Annotated in this window: 17 protein-coding genes; 2 read left to right on the top strand and 15 right to left on the bottom strand. The window is 39.2% G+C overall.

From position 1 onward, the window contains the following. Positions 1-392: 392 nt before the first annotated feature. The 9 genes from H4J62_RS18560 to H4J62_RS18605 form a co-directional block, all read right to left on the bottom strand. Positions 393-851 (bottom strand): GNAT family N-acetyltransferase, encoded by a 459-nt coding sequence (locus H4J62_RS18560; protein ID WP_182218697.1) that lies wholly within the window; start codon positions 849-851, stop codon positions 393-395. A gap of 107 nt (positions 852-958) precedes the next feature. Next, positions 959-1,282 carry a hypothetical protein gene (locus H4J62_RS18565; RefSeq protein WP_182218699.1) on the bottom strand — a complete coding sequence of 108 codons (324 nt, stop codon included), beginning with the start codon at positions 1,280-1,282 and terminating at the stop codon, positions 959-961. A gap of 126 nt (positions 1,283-1,408) precedes the next feature. Further along, positions 1,409-1,969 carry a flavodoxin family protein gene (locus H4J62_RS18570; RefSeq protein WP_182218701.1) on the bottom strand — a complete coding sequence of 187 codons (561 nt, stop codon included), beginning with the start codon at positions 1,967-1,969 and terminating at the stop codon, positions 1,409-1,411. A 107-nt stretch (positions 1,970-2,076) separates the two neighbouring features. Beyond that, entirely contained in the window at positions 2,077-2,814 is a 738-nt protein-coding gene (locus tag H4J62_RS18575; protein ID WP_259364902.1) for a hypothetical protein, read from the bottom strand. A gap of 126 nt (positions 2,815-2,940) precedes the next feature. Continuing rightward, on the bottom strand, positions 2,941-3,447 hold the full coding sequence (locus H4J62_RS18580) for a helix-turn-helix transcriptional regulator (RefSeq protein ID WP_310733560.1): 507 nt from the start codon (positions 3,445-3,447) through the stop codon (positions 2,941-2,943). Between the two features lie 209 nt (positions 3,448-3,656). Next, positions 3,657-4,016, bottom strand: a complete 360-nt coding sequence (locus H4J62_RS18585) for a hypothetical protein (RefSeq protein WP_182218140.1) — start codon at positions 4,014-4,016, stop codon at positions 3,657-3,659. A 126-nt stretch (positions 4,017-4,142) separates the two neighbouring features. Next, positions 4,143-4,496, bottom strand: a complete 354-nt coding sequence (locus H4J62_RS18590) for a DUF1428 domain-containing protein (protein WP_182218138.1) — start codon at positions 4,494-4,496, stop codon at positions 4,143-4,145. Positions 4,497-4,605: 109 nt separating this feature from the next. Continuing rightward, positions 4,606-5,847 carry a hypothetical protein gene (locus tag H4J62_RS18595; protein ID WP_182218136.1) on the bottom strand — a complete coding sequence of 414 codons (1,242 nt, stop codon included), beginning with the start codon at positions 5,845-5,847 and terminating at the stop codon, positions 4,606-4,608. 462 nt (positions 5,848-6,309) lie between these two features. Continuing rightward, complete coding sequence (locus H4J62_RS18605) at positions 6,310-6,933, bottom strand: methylamine utilization protein (RefSeq protein ID WP_182218135.1); 624 nt, start codon at positions 6,931-6,933, stop codon at positions 6,310-6,312. A 496-nt stretch (positions 6,934-7,429) separates the two neighbouring features. Between H4J62_RS18605 and H4J62_RS18610 the strand changes: the two genes are divergently transcribed. Then, the gene (locus tag H4J62_RS18610) at positions 7,430-7,789 is read left to right on the top strand and encodes a DUF3718 domain-containing protein (protein ID WP_182218133.1); all 360 of its coding nucleotides are present in this window, start codon (positions 7,430-7,432) and stop codon (positions 7,787-7,789) included. A gap of 174 nt (positions 7,790-7,963) precedes the next feature. On the opposite strand, the gene H4J62_RS18615 is transcribed toward H4J62_RS18610, so the two are convergent. Further along, the gene (locus H4J62_RS18615; RefSeq protein WP_182218143.1) at positions 7,964-10,657 is read right to left on the bottom strand and encodes a TonB-dependent receptor domain-containing protein; all 2,694 of its coding nucleotides are present in this window, start codon (positions 10,655-10,657) and stop codon (positions 7,964-7,966) included. Between the two features lie 175 nt (positions 10,658-10,832). Beyond that, positions 10,833-13,619 carry a hypothetical protein gene (locus H4J62_RS18620; protein WP_070376321.1) on the bottom strand — a complete coding sequence of 929 codons (2,787 nt, stop codon included), beginning with the start codon at positions 13,617-13,619 and terminating at the stop codon, positions 10,833-10,835. 378 nt (positions 13,620-13,997) lie between these two features. Here H4J62_RS18620 and katG point away from each other — a divergent pair, with 378 nt between their 5' ends. Then, complete coding sequence (gene katG / locus H4J62_RS18625; RefSeq protein WP_182218131.1) at positions 13,998-16,172, top strand: catalase/peroxidase HPI; 2,175 nt, start codon at positions 13,998-14,000, stop codon at positions 16,170-16,172. A gap of 201 nt (positions 16,173-16,373) precedes the next feature. On the opposite strand, the gene H4J62_RS18630 is transcribed toward katG, so the two are convergent. The 4 genes from H4J62_RS18630 to H4J62_RS18645 are packed head-to-tail and all read right to left on the bottom strand — an operon-like array spanning position 16,374 to position 20,758. Further along, complete coding sequence (locus H4J62_RS18630; RefSeq protein ID WP_070376319.1) at positions 16,374-17,483, bottom strand: HupE/UreJ family protein; 1,110 nt, start codon at positions 17,481-17,483, stop codon at positions 16,374-16,376. Between the two features lie 55 nt (positions 17,484-17,538). Next, positions 17,539-18,615, bottom strand: coding sequence for a lipopolysaccharide assembly protein LapB (locus H4J62_RS18635; protein WP_182218118.1), 1,077 nt, complete (start codon positions 18,613-18,615; stop codon positions 17,539-17,541). Positions 18,616-18,650: 35 nt separating this feature from the next. Then, positions 18,651-19,193, bottom strand: coding sequence for an Ig-like domain-containing protein (locus H4J62_RS18640; RefSeq protein ID WP_182218116.1), 543 nt, complete (start codon positions 19,191-19,193; stop codon positions 18,651-18,653). An 11-nt stretch (positions 19,194-19,204) separates the two neighbouring features. After that, complete coding sequence (locus H4J62_RS18645; protein WP_404842435.1) at positions 19,205-20,758, bottom strand: DUF4331 domain-containing protein; 1,554 nt, start codon at positions 20,756-20,758, stop codon at positions 19,205-19,207. Between the last annotated feature and the right edge of the window lie 325 nt (positions 20,759-21,083).

Genomic DNA, 21,083 nt, shown 5'->3' on the forward strand with positions numbered 1-21,083 from the left:
GAAGGTATATTCACTGGCGCAGTCGGCACCGCAGAGCATTTGTGTGAATTTACTGAGCACGTGGGGTTAAAGCGCGCACACGGTAAAGCAAATGCCCAAGCTTGTTTGAATAGCGCGTAAACATAACTACATTCAAAGGCAGCACTAAGACAGCAAGAAAAATACGGCTACCTTGGGGGAGAAGTAAAGCTTGCCTGAAATTCACTCATTTAATCAACATCTATAAAAATCGATATACAAAGGCTTATAAGATGAAGTACATGCATTGTTGTTGGCCAATGGATAGCAGTGTTTCAGAGCATTATTATTGCGTAGCATTATTATGGGTGGCATAGTAATTTTTTGCATCGCTATTTTGTCGCACTTCACAGTTGATATTATGTGTCACACATTTACTCAATAGCCTTTGACATAAACATACTATATGGATCTTCTTGATAGTTACCAAAAGGGGCACATGGTTGAAAACCAAATTGTTGATAAAGTTTTTGTGCTGGAATAAACGCATCCATAGTACCCGTTTCCAAACTTAATCTTTTATACGAACGAAGAGTCGCTTGTTCAACGATATGCTCTAATATCTTACGAGCAATACCTTTACGTAAAAACTTGGTCGATGTGCGCATAGACTTTATCTCGCAATGATCTTTATCAAGTTCTTTTATAGCGCCAATACCAGCTAAATCTTGATTAACCCATAAACTCCAGAACGTTACATCGGGGTGTTCAAGTGCACGCAAATCTAGCGCGTGAACACTTTCTGGAGGTGAGTGAGCTAGCATATCTTCATGATGTTCTTGTAACAAAGAAATTACAGCTTCATGTCTTAATTCGCCAAGCTTAATATCCATATTGCACCTTTGTTTACCTGTATACCTAACGCCCATTCAGAAGCTAAAATAAGCGAGGCACGAGCAATGGCCAGCTTTTTTAGTCCTTTGGAATACCTTGTTATTTGCTAATTGCGAAGAAAATGAACACTATATCTGTAGTAACTTGGGATATGACTATGTTCAATATCAACAACTTTATAGCTATTATATTCTGGATTTTCTGCAATAAACGCCATAGCTTTTTCATATAAAGCAGAATCAGTTCCTTCTTGAAAGTTTACATCTGTAGCCCATTGGGGAGGTGGGCCTCCGTAGTAAATTTTTAAAGTATAAATATCGTTAGTCTTAGCTATAGCCTCGAAGGTTGCTCCATAGGTTGATGTTGTAACGCAAGATGTTGTATTTAGTAAAAGGATTAAAACAACACAAAACTTGATCAATAATTTCATTAACACTCCTATGCTCTAAGGCAAATAACGCCCAATTTACAGGCAAAACTAGTTGGCTAAAATAAATGAACGAAGTGAACAAAAAGCCAACTGTTTTTTGTCCTTGTTTAATTTCTTATTATGTTTCTAATTTAAACGAAGAGTAAGTTTTGCAACCCTACGACCTAAGTGCTTTGCCGTTGCAAGATCAACTTCATGTGCGACACTATTAGTCGTTTGGGAAACGACTCCTAATTGGCAACCTAATCGATTTAAAGTGGAACTATCTGTTCCATATGAAGCATCAATATTCACCCACAACATACCATGCTGACTTGCTAAAGTGGCCATGTATTGCAAAGTACTTGATTGGTCACCATTTAGGCCTGTTCCAGAGGTGAATCCAGCAGAGACTTTATCAGCCCACTCTTGGCTCTGCCAATGTTCACTTGAAGCATCCGCAAAAGCCTTGAATTGAGCTGATACACTTCCCATATATGTTGGGCTTCCAAAGATAATCGCATCGCATAATTTTAGCGCTTTGAATAACTCTTCGTTTTCAAATTTTCCTTCAAGGATTTCGCGCCCTTCAATTTTATGTTCAAGCACAGTTATTCCATGTTCTTGTTTAGCACCTAAAGCTATTGCTCTAGCAAGTTGTCCTGTGACATCACTCTTAGAAAAATAGACTATCGCTATGCGGGACATCGATTTCAAACTCCTTTATTCGATTATGCACAATCAAAACTAACACCTCGTTAAGAGGCAAAACACCGTTGATTAAAATAAGCGACAAAGGAGTAAATAGCCAACTGTTATTTGTCCTGCTTTAATGGCTTGCTAGAGGTAAACGTCCCCGGAACAACAGCATTAGCAACTGATTTAAATAACACTACCCACAACGCCAACAAACTAAACCAATATAATTTTGCACCCTCTGTTTTTAACTCTCGTACTTTGGGTTCCATATATACATATGGAAGTAGAATGTTATTTTTTGATTTTATTTGATGGATTAATCCATCTTCATGCCAAATAGAAACATTAGATCCAACCTTTAAACTTCGTGCTAAGTTTTTACACTTACCCTCACCAATACCAACTGCTGAAAAAGTATCTTGGTATGAGCCAATATTAAGATCGAAGTATGAATATACTTTATCCGTTTCATCATCTATCACTTCTTCTTTATGACATTCAACAAAGTCAATTTTTGTTGAATATTCATGTATGTTCGTTAAATCAGTAACTATATATTTAGGTAATACAAAGGCGAGTACAGCTAAATTGATTAAGATAAAACCCAAAATAAACAGCTTACGCTTTTTTCCATTTCCCTCAGCAGAGAAATCAATGATAAATTCATTTTCATCATCGTCCTCGTCTTCCTGATCTTCAATTTCTTGGGCTTTTTTTTCAAACTCTCCATTTTCTTTTCTTCGTTGAATTTCTTCACATAACTGCTTATATCGCTCAGGAAATTTATCCTTATCGATATTTTGGTTAACATCAAATAATTCATCCAATGTGTAATTTGAATAGTTGATTGACAAGATATTTCCTTTTACCTCTAACGCCCCATTAAGAGGCAAATAATGCTTGGCTAAAGTAAGCGACGATGGAGCAAATAGCTAGCTGTTATTTGCCCTGTTTGAATGACTTATATGCCTTTTGTCTATTTAGTGCTCAGAACTAGAGCTACTTCCCTTGTTCTGTTGATTTAAAATCTGGGATGTTTTTTCTTTTTCCCATTCTTCACCAAAGGGTTGAAATACCTGGAAAGCGAGGCCAGCAATAAGCGCACCAAAAGATAAGAATACAACAATCAATGGACCTAAATTTTCTCCGTCATTGTAGTTAGGCAACATAAATAGGAGAAAGACTGCAATTAAAAGTGCCGAGAATGTATAAAAATATTTTATAGATTTAACCTTCTCTTTTGCTTTGTTGTGCTGAGAATGATCTTTAATCATATCCGCATCCCCTTCTGTTTGGAGATTTTTTTCATTATTTATAGCACATATAAGCTCATCAGTTGAGATTTCAAAAACCGCAGCCAAAGACTTCAAGGTTTCAGTTCCAATGCTTTCTCCTTTTTCTACTCTTTGAATTGTGCGAACATTTAAATCGCTTAGTTGCGCCAATTGTTCTTGAGACCAGCGTTTTTCGAGTCTTAATGATTTCACAGGTAACTCCATTTATTGTTGAATGCTGATGCACTATACACCAAGGGCATACTGTCGGTAATGACAAACAGACGACAAATAGCCGACAGACATAAATTTACGCTTACCAACGCCGCATTAAGCCAAAAATTATAGTTGGCTAAAATGTGTGAAGCACGAACAACAGCCAGCTGTTATTTGTCTTGCTTAAGTGGCCTGTTATGTAACGATTACAAACCCCAGATCTGATTTAACGATGCTAAAATAAAAAAACAACAGAATAATGAAATAGAGCCGAGTATAAGTGACGTAAATATAATGACAAAATGGTTCCAAGACTTAGTTGAAACTAAGAAAAGGAATGGACCAACTAGCCAAATAGAAGAAGATAAAAACAATGCAGAACCTATTTGACTTACTTCGTCGGTTTCACTCCATACACTTGCACCAATAACTAATAAAATGCATAACAAAGCGAACCAAGAATACAAAACAAACTTGGCTGATTTAATATTGGTTTTACTCACACTAAATATCCAATATAAAATTAATATCGGTGCATTAAAAATTAATAGATCGATATATGCCATACTTCCTTAGTTACCTAACGCCCCACTAAGAGGCTTTTAATTGTTGGCTAAAATAGTCAGGCACAAAAAACAGCCAGCTGTTATTTATCTGTTTGAACGCATTGTTATGTGAAATATATCTCGGTGCTATTCCTCTAAAATAACTTCGAAACCACCGTAGATTAAACGTTTACCATCAAAGGGCATTGGATTTTGATCTGGGTGCATTCTAGGATCTGCCATAATAGCGTCCCAACCAGCATCACGAACTTCCTTTGTTGGCCATACAACAGATGAAAAAACTACAGTTTCATCTTTGCCACATTTTACAGCCATTGGGAAGGATGTAATATCACCATCAGGAACGTTATCTCCCCAACTTTCAGTAATTTTAAGTGCTCCGTGATCTTTGAATACGACCGCAGACAATTTCGCATGTTCAATGTACTTTTCTTTATTTACTGTTGGTACTGCGGCAACAAAACCATCGACATAAGACATATATTATTCCTTTTATACTCTACAGGTTGAAGTTCACATAACACCCTATTAAGGGGGAAATTATAGTGGCTAAAGTATAAAGCGAAACTAGCCAACTGTTTATTTTCAATTAAAATTTATATTGTACAATTGCCATATATTGCTTTTGCCTATGTTCCGCTGCTCGACTTTCCCATAAAGTTCTATTTTCATTGTTCGAAGTTGAGTTGATAAATTCAGCGCCTACATTCCAATTTTTATCCAGTTGATATCGCCATGCCAACGTAAGGCTATCACCATCGCTGTCATTAGGGTCTTGTCTGTTCTGATCAGTTTCTTTTACTTTGAATTGGTCATGACGTAGTGAAAATCTATGTGATCCTAATTTATAATTAAACATCACATACCATGAAGAAATATCAGTAAACACTCCTGTTTCTTGACTGCCCATACCGGTATCACCAGATAAATACTGAGCTAACAGCCTAAAGTTACTTGTAAATTTATGTTGCATGGCAACGGAATAATATTGGGTTTTCCAAGCATATTGACGATTTTTTTCAATGGCATTTGGATCACCTCTATTATCGTAGTAATAAACTCTCACGTCAGTTTGTTTTAGATAACGCCAATGCCCTCCAACGTAATATCCCCATTTACTATCTGTTTCAATAAAAGGCTCAACAAAATTAGGCGTATTAATAGGGATGTCTTGCTGGGAAAAGTAATCAGAAAAGACAACGGCTTCATTATAAAAAGTTTGCCTATTATGCTGTGCCCAACCACGCCAAACAAGCAAGCTGCCTAAGCCATCATTCGCTTTAAATATAGAGGCTAATGCGGTAAAACTATGAGGGCTATTATGCTTTCTTCCACTTCGAGTGATTGACCACTGAGCACCTAAGGTTCTTTGCTCTTCAGCAATCCAAGAATTGATCGCTGAAAAACTATAAGTATAAGGACTTGTCCATCCGGTTGCTGTATTTTCCAGTGACATTTGAGGATAAAACATGCCGAATTTAACTTGATGTTTTAAGCCTGGATTTAATGGCGAATAAGTAAAGTAAGCTTCTGTTAAGCCGATGTTTTTTTCACCATCAGGATTGTAATTGGCGACAAGATCAAAATTAACATTAGAAATTAAGTCGCCACTTATTTCTATCGCCGCTTGTGTTAGCATCAGTTTATCGTCGTCGTTATACCGTAATATACCCACGCCTTCTTCCTGCCAGCTATTTAACCAAGGCTGATGATAATCGGCTTTAATATATCCTGCTTCAATCACCCCTTTAACCGTTATTTGTGCAGCATTAACTGCAGAACTCAATAGAATAAAGGTGGCTAATAGTGTTTTATTTGTTGTGCTAAGCATTATTTTCCTCATAATTGAGTAACCAAGGTAAAAGCTCATCGCCATGAATCGCCTTACTAATAAAGTAACCTTGTGCTGTTTCAACACCAATCTTATTCAACATCTCAAGACTTTATTTATTTTCAACGCCTTCAGCCACAACACTTAATCCTAAGTTGTGCGCTAAATCAGTGATCGATTTAATAATAATACTATCTTCATTACTTGTAATAAGTTCAAGCACAATAATTTATAGATATTGTACTTATCTTTACAAACGTAAAAAGCGATATCAGAAAATTGCATTAGGCCATCAGCTTTAATAGAGTCTTCTGGATATACTGCTATTCCCATACTGGCCGAGACATCTAATTGTATATTATTTATTTCAAAAAACGGCTCGAAAATCTTGACTACTGGTGCGACTAAATCATCAATAAAAATATAAATCGTACTAAAATACGATTTTGTAATGATTTCAAATTAATAGTCATCTAATTCATCATCATCTTCATAAGCTGCATATCTAGGCTTCATCGCCTCTTTTACATTAATGGTGATATTCGTATGACTAGAAACCGTTATTTTTTGAGTAAAAGATTGATCAGCCTCTTGGAGTAATGGATGCCATATTTTCAGTGTGTATTTTCCATCTGGGAGTGCTAAATTAATATTACCCTCACCATCAGTTTTGCCAAACCAAGGGGTATCAACAACATAAACATAACCAACCATCCAGTCATGTATGTTGCAGCCTAGGATCACTTCTCCAACTTTATCAAACAAACGAGGGTCTAATTTTTTCTCACGGTATAGTTGTATTTCAAAAGTTTTCGCTGGTGAAAAGGAATAAACATGATGTTTTATTCTGTCTGAATTGGGAAAATCAATGTTAGTATTTTTATTAACGACTAGGATGTGGGGGGAAAATTGTCGATTAACTTGATCCATAATAGCAGTATAAGGAACCGACAAAGTACTCTCTGCCACGGTAGGTTTTATTTCTGGCTCAGCGAAAACGACTATATTAGACAATGGTTTTTTATCGACATCAATCACTAGAAAGTTTGTATTGCTTGCTTGACTGGCAAAGGAACTAAGAATCATTAAAACAGAAATTATTTTGTAATTAAAAACTCTTACCATAATGTAACTTTCCACGCTTATTATTAAATATCACTATGTTATAAAATTAACACATTTCACTTATTTATTACTATATTTTACCAAAACAATTGGCCATTCAGACCAAAAAATCAAGAATTTTAGACGGAATACTAAAGAATATTATTCGAATTTAAAAAATTTTATTCACTTAACAATACTTGAAGAGAAAATAATTGCGCTCAAGCCCTTAATCATTTTTTCCTTTTAGATCTTTAAAAAGGCGCTAACCACTATTTTTATTCGTAGTAGCAAATCATTTTTTTCTCCACATAGCTTTTAACAGAAAGCTTCGCCTTTAGAGTCTCAACCAAAAGACAAAATCCAATTATCTTTAATAACTTAACAAAATAAAAAAATCATAATGTAATAAAAAAATTAATAGCTACACTTAGATAAACTGATGAAATTAATAAGTGACGCTTTGAGGAATAAATTAATGATGAGATATAAAGCAGCGGGCATCGCCTCAATAATATTACTATTAATAACACAATCGTACTCACCCAAGGTCATGGCCTATAATATGGCTCAAAACATTTGTGAGTATGTCGCGGCTGACGATAAGAGGAGATTCCGCTCTTTATTAAAAGCACAACGTATAAAAATACGCTCTATTTTTGATGAAATAACCTGTAACGGTAAAAATATATTATTTTTTGCTGCAGCAAGCAACGCTAATGATGTCGGTGAAATGATTATTAAAAAATTGCCGAGAAAAGTATTAGGTGAATTAGTTGATGAATTAATAATTGCCTCGCCAACCTTAGGCGCTATAGCTAAAGAAAGAGCCGGTTAAGTGATCTATCAAGTAGTAGTAACAGCAAGACAATAATGTTTTTAATCTAGCTCAAATTTACGGGCAGTTATTATGATAAAAATAACAAGACCACTCCTTTAACTAATAATAATTTGGGGTGGTCTTAATTCATCTATTTGCAGGGTTGTAAAACGCCAGCAATAATTTAATTAACTAATCAAAATCCCATTTAAATGAAACATCAAAAGCAATGCCTTTCGTTTCACTACGAAATAAAGTATCAGAAAACTCTATTTCTTTACTTTCATCAAGTAGGTTTTGTACTTTGAATTTTAACGTTGTTGAATAGGTAGGATAGTAGGTATATACCATATCAAGTGAATGAAAAGGTTGCTCATACTTATCATCTTGCCCTTCAATACCTGGGATAATAATACGTTCACCAAAGACATTATAAGCCATTGTCACCGAGTGATTACCGTTTGGAGCATCATAACCTAAATTGAGATTAACCACATATTGCGAGTGCCCAGTCATTCGACGCGTCGGATTAGTAATCGCGGCAGAAACTCCAGTTTGCTCAACAACGCGTTGCGTGTTGATGTTTATTTCAGAGTCACTTAAGGTCACGTTACCTGATAAGAAAAAGTCGTTACCATTCATGCCAGCAAAATCACCCAAAAAGGCAAAATCTTTCATAAACTCTAGCTCAATACCATAAACTTCACCGTCGTCTGCATTAGCAATAACGATAAGCGGAGGGCCATCTTGGCCTGGTGATTGTACTGATTCAATCGGATTTATCATATCTTTGTAGAATAACCCTACTGACAAGTTTTCTCCCGTATCTAAGTACCATTCCCAACGTAGATCGTAGTTTTTAATATCCGTGGTTTCTATACCAGCAGTGCCTCGAATAGGATATCCGGTTAGCGGGTCAAGGTAAGTTGATGGCGCAACCTCGCGAATATCTGGGCGTATTGTGGTTTCACCATAAGATAAACGAAACTGTACAGTTTCACTCATCATGTAAGTAAGTGCTAACGCCGAGTATATATCATCTTCTTGAAAGGCTAATTTCGATAAATCTTCTTCTGTTGGTTGTGGTGGTAAATCAAAACGACCGGTTGCGGGATCTAAAGGTGCGACGACTTGACGGTAATCTTCCCAGCGAAAGCCGCCACTGATACGCCAAGTATTGTCAATAAACCAATCTGCCTCAAAGTAGTAAGCATCGGTCATTTGTGCTGAATAATAGTCATCGCCCATTACAGAGGTGTCACGTATAACCGTTTCACTGCCTTGTAATGGCTGATTGAGAATAATATCGTCTGTTAAAATATCATTCATTTTATTACCACTAAGACTCAGTTCTTCAAAGGCTAAGGTATTAACATCGATACGTCTGGAAAAAGCGTCACGGGTTTTTTCAATAAAGTCACCACCGAACTTAAGCTCTACCTCTGATTGCGAAAAAGTTATGGGTAAAGATAGGTTAAAACCGCTGTTTTCTACTTTATCTTCCAAGTCCTGAAAAGAATAACGGGTAGCGGTTGAAGCCTTACGTAAACTACTTTCGTTAGAAAGATCAAAAGTACCATCTTCGTTTTCGTCACTGAGTATGTAGCGCGTAGAAACATTACCCGGTGCGTAACGACTTGAACGAGCGTCTGAATATTTCCAATCAAAACCTATGTTCCACAACCATGGCAGATTGTGAGTACCACGAACCTGATTAGCGATCATTTCGCGCTCTTCGTAGCTAACGTCACTGTCTCGAATGCGCAAACCGTCACTGAGTAATACATTGTTAGTATTACCCAGTTTGTCTTTTATTTCGTCGGCGGTATCACGTAGCACAATGAAACTGTAATCAAGGCGATGATCTCGGTCATACTCTACACCTAAGTTCAGCAGACCAGACCATTTTACTGAATGTTCAGTTGAGGTAACTTGGTCAAAACCTCGTACTAAACTCCATGAATCATCGGTGTTATTACGAAAATCTTGACCTTCGTATAATTCACTTACTTGCCATTCATTGTCATAGGATAAAGAGGTTAAATAACCCCAGCGATATTTACCCTGTTCAAATTTATCACCGAGCGCAATATCAAGGCCAAAATCTGGGGCGATATTTTCTTTAACTGGATCGTAGTCACGATTAAGCTGCGCGGCTATTGCACGGTTTTCATCTTGACTAATATTTTTTAATGGACTGTAATTTTTCCATAATTTTTGTAATGTTTTGGGTGCTGCGCGAGTGCCATCATCTTGGCCACGCCAATCATCACTGCCACCATTGTAGCTGTAACCATCGTCAAAATTTTCGCTATTGCCACCTAAATTTCCAGAGATATTAAAAAGGAAATCTGTTGGAATACTTTTTAAACGGATATCAACATTACCGCCACCAAAATGGGCAGGCATTGAAGGTGAGTAGGATTTTTGTACCGATAAAGACTCGATAATTGACGCTGGAAATAAATCCAGAGGTATAACACTACGTGTCGGATCTGGGCTGGGTACAGCGGCACCATTTAACTGTGTGCTTGAGTAACGTTCGCCTAAACCACGTACATAAATAAATTTACCATCAACTAATGTCACACCGGTAACACGTCGTAATGCGGCAGCGGCATCGCTGTCGCCGGTGCGTGAAATTTGCTCTGCACCTAAAATGTCGGCGATAAAGGCTTGGTTGCGACGCTCTTCAATAATAGCGCTCGCCGTACCTTTTAATCGACTTACCTTAACAACAACTTCTTCAATAGCTTCATCTTCTGCTGATGTTTGCTCCGCTACTGCTGATGTCGCTGCTAGGCTTGTTATTATCGCTAGTGCTAAGCCACTTAATCGTAAACAATTATTTGGTTTGTTTACCTTGATTTTCTTGGCACTATGCATTAATTTTTTGTTCATCGTTAACCTCGATAGAGTCTCTGTGCTTGCTTTAGATACGCTTTTACTGCTTTGCTAATCGCTTGCATCAGTTAGGTTGATTGAGTATTTATTAGTTATGCTGAAATAAAAAAGCGAACACTGATTATTGGAAAAAACAGTGTTCGCCTTCAACGTCTAATTATTCTTCAAGACCTACTGTCCATCCTGCTGTCCAGTTTTTCGCTTTCGTTACGGCACCGACATGGTCAGCATTTTCAAAAAAGCTGTTACCGGTGAAGTCTTTAGGTGTTGTGGTATCGATGGTGAAAATGCCTTCTAATACCGCACTTGTATTTGCAGCCGTACTGTTTTCGGTATTATCGTTAATAAACCAGCTCATTAAATCAAAGGTTGCATCACTAGAGTCTTTAGAATCTTTAAACGCTTCATCACAAGCCACAACTGAGTTGCTCATTAGCGTATCACCAGATTTTGCTTGATCTACCGTTAAGCCAGCTTCCAACTCAACACATTCGCCCATGCCTGCAGGACCAGTAACAACAAAGTTATGAAGTTGTGCTTTCGAGCCTTCTCGGAGATAAACACCTTCAGAGTCTTTATCTGCAGTGTCAAATGTATTACCAATAATGGTCATGTTGGCAATACTCGGGTTTGATTGTGGTAGTTTGTTTGGTGTTGAGCCGTCGTTGTCACCTTCAATACCACGGTTTGCTTCACCATTTTGTGGGTCATGCTTAACGAGTACGTATTGTAAGTTGCCACGAAAGCCATTATCCCAATCAACGCTGTCATCTTTATTAGAGGTTAAGACCACGTATTTAAGGTTAACCGTGCCACCAAAAAATTCGATACCATCATCAGCATTTTCATGTACTTGAATATATTCGACTTTGGTACCAGAGCCAACACCACCAAATGTTATCCCGTTCAGTTCGTTGTCTGGTGCTATTTCATAACCTGCATGCTTAACAACGACATAACGTAATGTACCTGAGCTGTCAGCATCGTCTGTGCCGCCAAAGACTGCGCCATCTTGAGCACCTTCAATTTGAAGTGCACAGTCACTGCCATCCGTTGGACATTTATTTGATGTCGCATTACCCAATAACACTATTCCACCCCATTGACCTGCACCTGTTTCAGCGCCAGTCAAATCTTGACTCGACGTAAAAGTGATTGGTTTTGAGGCTGTGCCATTTGCTTGAATTTCTGAATCACGACTGACCACTAGGTAATCGCTACCTGAACGACCATAGATGGTTGTACCGGCTTCAATCGTCAGTGTTGCTGAGTTAATTTTATCGCCACCAACAAAAACAGCGCCGTTTAGAGCATAAATATTATTAGCGGTTAACGTTAAGTTATTAGCAATAACACCGCTTAATTGACAAGTAATGTTTGAGCCATTGACTGAAGAAATTGCCGATGTACCTGTCGGACAACCTTGTGTTTCTGCCTGAGCGGTTACTACACCACCACCGTAACCAAAGGCCCAACCTTCACGCCAATCGTTACCCGCGTTGTCAGCACTGTCAAACGCGCCAATGTAATCAACGGAGTCAAAAAAGGCATTTTGTGTATTAGCGACATCTTGTCCGGCATTATCAGCAACGAGTGGTGAGTTAGCATCGGGAATACCGTTTTCATTAATTAAAATAGAACTACTGATACTGTTGGATGCTTCTGCACTGAACCATGCTTCGAGGTCAAGCAAGACACTACCGTCTTCCGCTTTAGCATTTTTGAAATTTTCACTATTACTACAGGCCATAACACTGTTTTGCATAACAATTTTACCACTGTTAGCATTATTAACGGTTACAGAGCTCGTTGCACCACCTTCAATTTCTAAACATTCCCCCATTTCACTGGTGCCGGTTACCACCGTATTAAATATTTTTGCTGCGGTTCCTTCGCGTAAGTAAATACCTTCTGAGTCTTTATCTGCACTGTCAAAGTTATTACCCACAATCGTCAAGTTAGCGATAATTGGCGCTGACTGTGGCTCTTTATCAGGAGTAGAACCATCGTTATCCCCTTCAATACCACGGTTTGCTTCGCCGGCATTTTTAGCATGTTCGACATAAATATGTTGCAGCATACCTTTATAACCATTGTCCCAATCGATACTGTCATCTTTATTGGCCGTTAAAACTAAATGCTTAACATTGACCGCACCGCCAAAAAATTCTACGCCGTCATCGGCATTTGAATGTACTTGAATATAATCAACCGTTGTTCCTGAGCCAACACCACCAAACGTTATACCATTAAGTTCGTTGTCAGGCGCAATTTCAAACCCTGCATATTTAACAACAAGGTATTTTAAAATACCTGAATTGTCTTCCCAGTTTGAGCCACCAAAGACTGCACCTTCTTCAGCTCCTTCAATTTGAAGGGCACATTCACTGCCATCAGTAGGACATTTATTTGAAGGAGCATTACCTAAAATAACTACGCCACCCCATTGACCAGCTGTTGTTTCTTCACCCTTAACATCTTGCAGTGAGGTTAAAATAATAGGTTTAGTTTTTATGCCTTCTGCCATTATTTTTGCGTCGCGGTGCACAACGACATAATCACCACCTGATTGTCCAAAAAGAACAACGCCGGGCTCTACGGTTAGCGTTGTTCCTGCCATCACTTCTAAAGCTCCACTAATAGCATAAAATACCGGCTTGCTATCAGCACTGGCGACTAAAGTCATATCACTAGTAATTTTTCCATCAAGCACTTGTACAGCAACATCAAAACCTAAAGCTGTTGAAACATCTTGGCCCAACACCGAACTAGACTTACCCGGTAATTCGGTCACAATTGGGTCAGTTGGAGCAGGGTTAGTGATGGTTGTATCGCCTACTGAGTTATCTACTTGAGATGAAAGTTTAATATCGCCACCACCACAACTGGCTAAAGTAATGGCACAAGCTAGCGTACTGATTTTAAAGAGTGAATTTATTTGCATGTTAGTCTGCTCCGCAGAAATTATTAGAATAAAGTTGCGGCTATGCTACTAAGGTTAAATGACAGAATTGTTGAAGTAATATGTAGTTTTTATTTAAGAAAAATTACATAAATGTTACATAATAAATTTCTATTACTGATATCGCTTAACTTACTCACTGATCTGTTAACTTTTCAAAACTAAGCTATTAAAGCTGAACAGATTGAGATACGTTGTTGAATGCGTTAACGTGAGTAAAACTCATAATTTATCAAGAATGTACTATGATGTATTTTAATAATCCTTGGTAATTCAAAGTGAGCACTTAGCATTATCATCTAGTATTTTTTCATCCTAACTTTTAACAGCTCAGCCCCAATTAATGAAAGGAAATTGCATATGAATGACAAAACAACAACGACAGCTGGCAAATGCCCAGTAATGCACGGCGGTGCAACAAAGAGCAGTATGTCCAATATGGGATGGTGGCCAAAGGCACTAAATCTTGACATTCTTCATCAGCATGACAGTAAGACTAATCCTATGGGTGCGAATTATAATTACCGTGAAACCCTGAAAGATCTTGATATGGCTGCTCTTAAAACAGATATGCATGCCCTCATGACAGATAGTCAAGACTGGTGGCCTGCTGATTGGGGCCACTATGGTGGCCTAATGATCCGTATGACTTGGCATGCTGCCGGCACCTATCGTATCGCGGATGGTCGCGGTGGTGCAGCGACTGGCAATCAGCGTTTTACGCCAATAAATTCTTGGCCAGATAACGCCAATTTAGATAAGGCCCGCCGTTTGCTGTGGCCTATCAAAAAGAAATACGGTAACAAACTTAGCTGGGCTGATTTAATTGCTTACGCTGGCACTGTTGCTTATCAATCTATGGGGTTAAAAACCTTCGGTTTCGCTTTTGGTCGTGAAGATATTTGGCAGCCAGAAATTGACACATATTGGGGCGCCGAAAAAGAATGGCTTGCACCAAGTGGTGGAGAAGGCAGCCGTTATTCTGGTGAGCGTGATTTAGAAAACCCATTAGCTGCGGTAATGATGGGGCTAATATATGTTAACCCTGAAGGTGTAGACGGCAAGCCCGATCCCCTTAAAACAGCGCATGATATTAGAGTAACGTTTGAACGTATGGCGATGAACGATGAAGAAACGGTTGCCTTAACGGCCGGTGGTCATACCGTCGGTAAATGTCACGGCAATGGTGACGCTTCGCAAATAGGACCAGAGCCAGAAGCTGGAGATATTACTGAACAAGGTTTAGGTTGGAACAATAAAACCAAACGTGGCATTGGTCGCGATACCATCACCAGTGGTATTGAAGGCGCATGGACTACACATCCTACTCAATGGGATAATGGTTATTTTTCGATGTTGCTTAACCACGAGTGGGAATTAAAGAAGAGCCCAGCGGGTGCTTGGCAGTGGCAACCAATAAATATTAAAGAAGAGCATAAGCCTGTTGATGTTGAAGATGCAACTACACGTCAAACGCCTATTATGACTGATGCCGATATGGCGATGAAAATGGATCCAGCGTACCGTGAAATTTCAGAACGTTTCTCTAAGGATCCTGAATATTTTTCTGACGTTTTTGCACGAGCATGGTTCAAACTCACTCATCGCGATATGGGGCCAAAGGCACGTTATATCGGTAAAGAAGTCCCTCAAGAAGACCTTATTTGGCAAGACCCTGTTCCCACTGGAGCCACGAGTTATGATATTGACTTACTGAAAAATAAAATAGCAGCGAGTGGTTTAAGTATCAGCGAAATGGTTGCAACCGCTTGGGATAGTGCGCGAACCTATCGTAACTCTGACAAACGCGGTGGTGCCAACGGCGCACGCATTCGCCTTGCTCCACAAAAAGATTGGCAAGGTAACGAACCAGCACGCCTTAGCAAAGTACTTTCTGTGCTAGAAAGTATTGCCACAAGTAGTGGTGCAAGTATCGCTGATGTCATTGTTTTGGCAGGTAATGTTGGTATAGAACAGTCCGCAAAAGCGGCTGGTTTTGAAGTCACTGTACCCTTTTCACCAGGGCGTGGCGACGCAACAGATGAAATGACGGATATTGACTCCTTCGAAGTGCTAGAGCCCACTCATGATGCTTATCGAAACTGGCTAAAAGCTGACTATGTTGTCAGCGCAGAAGAACTAATGCTTGACCGAAGTCAGTTAATGGGACTTACCGCGCATCAGATGACCGTGTTAATTGGTGGTATGCGTATGCTTGGCACTAACTACGATGGTACAAAACATGGTGTGTTCACCGAACGTGAAGGTGTACTTTCTAACGATTATTTTGTTAATTTAACAGACATGAATTATACGTGGGAACCTGTTAGTGATAACCTTTATGAGATGCGCGATCGTCAATCAAATGAAGTAAAATGGACAGCAACACGAGTTGACCTTATCTTTGGTTCTAACTCAATTCTTCGTTCATATGCTGAAGTTTACGCGCAGGATGATAACCAAGAGAAGTTTGTTGCTGATTTTGTTACAGCATGGGCGAGTGTGATGAACGCTGATCGATTCGATCTAGTCTGATGATTAGCTAAAATTTCACGCCGCTATTTACCGCGGCGTGAATGATAAATCTAGCCTTAATAAGTAGCGAGTTAAAAGTATTGCACCCGCAATACTTTTTTTTTAGCTATAAACTCTTTAACCTAATAGCTGGAATGACCCCATATCCTTTAAAACTATCACTTGAGCTATAAGCGATTGTATTAGCGATAATTTTTAAGTTTACCAGCGCTCTACACTCCATTGCACGGCCATAATCGCAATTAATATAGAGCCAACAGGTAGTACACCTCTTGTATAAAACGTGGTGTTACGTAATAAAATTAATATCGGCAGTAAAATAGCAAGTATCGCTAACTGACCTATTTCAACACCAAGATTAAAGGCTAGTATACTCAGTAACTGTTGATCCGCAGGTAAGCCTAATTCTCCTAAGACACCAGCAAACCCCATACCGTGCAGCAAACCAAAGGCAAAGGTTAACCAAGCTAAACGTAAAACCACTGGCCAAATATTATTGAGCGCCGCAAATAAAACCGATAAAGCAATGCCCAGCTCTACCCAACGACTGCTTGGGCTTAACCAGCCTAAGGCGGTCGCTGTTAACGTTAGCGAATGAGCCAAGGTAAATGCACTCACGATCCATACGGTGTTAGTCAAAATAGTTTTAACACTTGATATAGCTTGCCACTTTTTATCTTTACGCTGTAGCACCGCCGGCAATAACAAGGCAAACAAAAACAGGATATGGTCTATACCGATCCAAATATGTACAACACCTTGATAAACAAATTGTGTAAATGTCGTCCAGGCACTACCTTTGCTCAAATCTATGGTGATTTTTCGAGTGCTGTCATCTAACACTAAACTGTGTAAGTGGTTACCATCACCAATATTTAGAACCACCTCATGGCTACTATCTAAAGAAAATATTGCGCTGTAGGCAATTTCTAATGGGCCACTGATTGGGCACTGACCTGAGAAATCAGTAACAGCGAAAGCTTCATTGGCATGATCTTGCAAACGCTCCATAATCTCAAAACGTAAGTTACACCTTAAATTTTCACGACTCAATAATAAATGCTCAGCCAAATAGCTAGCAATCTCAGCTTGTCGACTCTTGACCTCTCCCCAGGTTAACTCACCGTTGGCATTTATATCCAAGCCAACAGCTAATTCTAAATCAGTCAAACTCAATTGCCATTCGCCACTGATACGACCGGTGTCGTCGATTTCGGCAATAATGTAACTGGTACTCAATTGATGAGCGACGACAGTATTGGCCAGTAATAACGACAGGCTTATTAGCCCTATTTTTAACCACTGCTGCATATTTTTATCTCACTACTTTTACGGTTTATTAAGGTTTATTGTGTTGAGGTGTAGCTTAAATCTGAGGCTTTTTATCAGGTGATTCTTTAAATGCTAAAGCACGTTTGAGCAAGCGTTCATCCGAGCCCAGCTTAGCTTGTTGCCAATTAATTCTCGCCCAATAAAGCGCCTTAATAGGGTTAGGAACAATATCGAGATAATATTGAGCTATATCTGCAGCATGAGCGGTATCATTTCGTTGCAAACGTATTTCGATACGTTGGGTTAGTCGCTGCTGCCATACGCCATTAGTTGCCTTAGTTATTTGTTCGGCAAGGGTCAAACGTAATAACAAAGCATCATCAAAACTATCACTTGCTTCAACGATAGGTCCTAATGTCTCTAAAACAATTTGGCCTTGTTGTTGTGCTAAATAAATATCCGCCCACAGCGCTAAATAACTAACAGGTGCCTGATTCAATGGGTAGCCTGACAAATGGTCTATGGCTTGTTGTGTTAGCTGCTGACGGTGAGCAAGATCAGCTAAAATTTGATTAAGCCATACCTGTTGGGCGATAGGTATGTCACCCGCAAGCTTAACGATATTTCTTAACTGTTGGTAACTTTGAGCAACTTTGCCTTGTTCAGCACTAACCTCTAGCACGCAGGCGCTACTGACAAATAAACTGCCCTGCCCCAATACTTGTAAACAGGCACTTTTCGCAGCGTCAAGATCACCTTGTACCATGTGTATATTGGCTTTCATTAACCAAGCAGCGACGTTGTCTGGCTGATATTGAAGTATCTGAGTCAGTAATTGTTGGGCCTGATTAAATTGATGGTAATGCTGTAAGACGGTTGCTGAATAAAATTGTAGCTCTAGATCATTAGGGTTAGCGACCAACAAGGGTTTCAGTAAAGCGCCAGCACGGCCATAATAACGACTTGCTAAGCCAGGCTTACTTGCGTCATTGAGCAGTTGGGCGATAAAAATCTTTGGCTGTTGTGCAGGTTTAGGTACCGTCCAGCTAGCAACGATACTTTGATTTGATTTGGGCACATAACTTTCTGAATGCACAGGCGATGAAGTGGCAATAAAAACCAAAAATAACAAGGGGCTAATAAAACGAAGTGTTGGCATATCATTATCCATAAAAGGGCGCCTTCCTTGGCGCAGTCAAGATGGTTCTACTGTTGAATCAAGTCGTCGTATGCTGCTGGTTCCTCAACATCTTGAATAAACGCACGACCATTTACGGCCAAGGGTTTATCGCTTGGTTGCTGACTAAAAGCTGCACGACTATAACTGGCAAATGACACTTCCAGCGCTTCAATCGTAATATTGATTGTACCGCTAACAGGATAATTAATTCCATCAGAGGCAGTAAAAGTAAAGCTGTCACTTCCTGTCACTTCAGCATTAGGCTGGTAAGTGAAACTACCATTACTATCAATGGTGACCATTCCTAGCATCGGCTCTTGGTCTAAGCTAAAAGTCAACGTGTCACCATTTTCATCATTTGCGCTTAACATGTCAGTGATAGGCGTTTCTGTTTGAGTGATCAAGTCGACCGATATCGTAGTCGGTGATGCGTTTTTCGTAATAGGTAGCTCATCGACATCATTATTACAGCCTGAAACTAGCATGGCGGCCGCTAAACTTAACACGACCCCTTTAAGCTTAAAGACTTGACTAAGATGAGATGCTTTATTTTGTTTACTATATAACATAATAGTGTTCCTTATTTAGAGCCTGGTAAAGGCGTTGCTAAGTATGGAAAGCTAGTATCCATCATAGAGGCATTACTTGGCGCACCATCAGTAAAGGGTACATTACCTACACTTGCATCTTCTGGTGCACATAAGCCCAAATCTGTATCTGTGCCATTAACAGGAATTGGGTAACATAAACGACCCATAACAACACGAAGGGCAATATCTACCACATCATCTCCTGGTCGGCGACCATTTGGAAAGCCAGCTAAATCGTCACCAGCAACACCAAACGATGACTGCATATCGGCTGCCACTGCTGCAATACCAGTATTTAAGCGTAACATTTCAGCTGCGGTCACTGTTGATAACTGATTAACACCTGGGAAACCTGTTAAAAATGCGGTAACTAAATCAACCCTAGGGAAATTAGTCGGTGCCAACGTTTCGATATTTGCACCTAAAGTGGTATTAACTGCATCTTTAAACAATATATTCAGCAGTTCAGGTAGCGTTGGATGAGTCACATAATCAGCAAACTGACCATCTGCACTTGGATGAGAACTTGAGAACTTATCTTTATCGGCCAAACCAATAACCAATTCATTCACTAAAGGAGAGCCAAGACGAGAAACTTGCGTCAATGCACCACCATTTACTTCAGTGTTATCAAAGCTAGCATTAGGATTCAAAATTCTAGCCTGAGGCAAACTTGCCGTAGTCCAACTACCGATAACGCCATTACCTGTTCCTGTTAAACAAGCTGTCGGTACTTCAATAGCGATACTAGTAACATTTTTGTCAGCTAAATCATCATTACTTGCTGATTGTGTAATACCACCGGGGAAGCCATCGCCATCGCCTGCTCCAGGAGCACTGTCACCCTCAACAGGAACAAAGTTCACTAAATCAAAAACTTTACCTAAATTAACCGCAAATGCGTCTTTACGCTGACCAACAAATACTTTTGCTGGTGCATCACAGCCAGGTATAGCAGCTGAGTATATATGGCTGTTAGCATAAGCTGAATACTGCTCAGCGTTGGTAAATGTTTTGTTACCGATGTAATCGAGTGGCTTAGCAAAACTTGCTCCACCCGAAGTACTATTAGTAACAGCAGCACTGGTACCCGTTCGCATTGGACCAGAAATCATATTAACCATGTAGCTTTCAGAGAAATTAGCCGCACTTTTATCTGCCATACTGATGCCGCCAACATTTTTAAGTGGTACACCAACAGATTTCTGTTCTCCTTCAGCGCCAACCATCAAAGCAACACCTGCATTATTGTTGCCTAACATCTGGTTAAAATTAAAAGTAAAGGTTATATCTTCAACAGCATCACCATCGTTATCAATATGAATCGCATAAGTTGCAGCAGGGTCCATAGCGAAATAGTTAGGTCCACCATAAGCATCCTGTAAAGGAATGTAATTTGCGATGAGTGTAACGTAATTGCCACGGCCTTCTTCATAACTATTGAATGCATAAAAGTCTGTTGAGTCGACTGTTGGCATACGTGTGACGTTAGGCGCTTCACGATGGCTTGATGCAGATACAGCTTGAGACAAAGTTGCACTCATTATTGCCGATACAATTAGTGTTAATTTAAATTTTTTCATGACGTTTCCTTTATAATTTATAGTTCTTAATGGTTACTTTCTTGAAAGCTCATTAAGTTAAACGATCGAGATTATGAATTGGATGCAAGAAAAATAACTTATTTACAAATTAATAATTATTCAGCCGAACCATAGTTTCAAATCGTGTTATTTTTACTTTTTATATTGGATAGCGTTGTTGCACTTTTTTTAGGTCATGTCGCCTTAGTCAACTTAATCAACAACAGCTAAGGTAAGCCTAGGTCATAAAATTATAGAATGTCGAATATTTGCCATTTAATATAAA

The organism is Colwellia sp. BRX8-5 (assembly GCF_014077325.1).
Lineage (GTDB): Bacteria > Pseudomonadota > Gammaproteobacteria > Enterobacterales > Alteromonadaceae > Colwellia_A.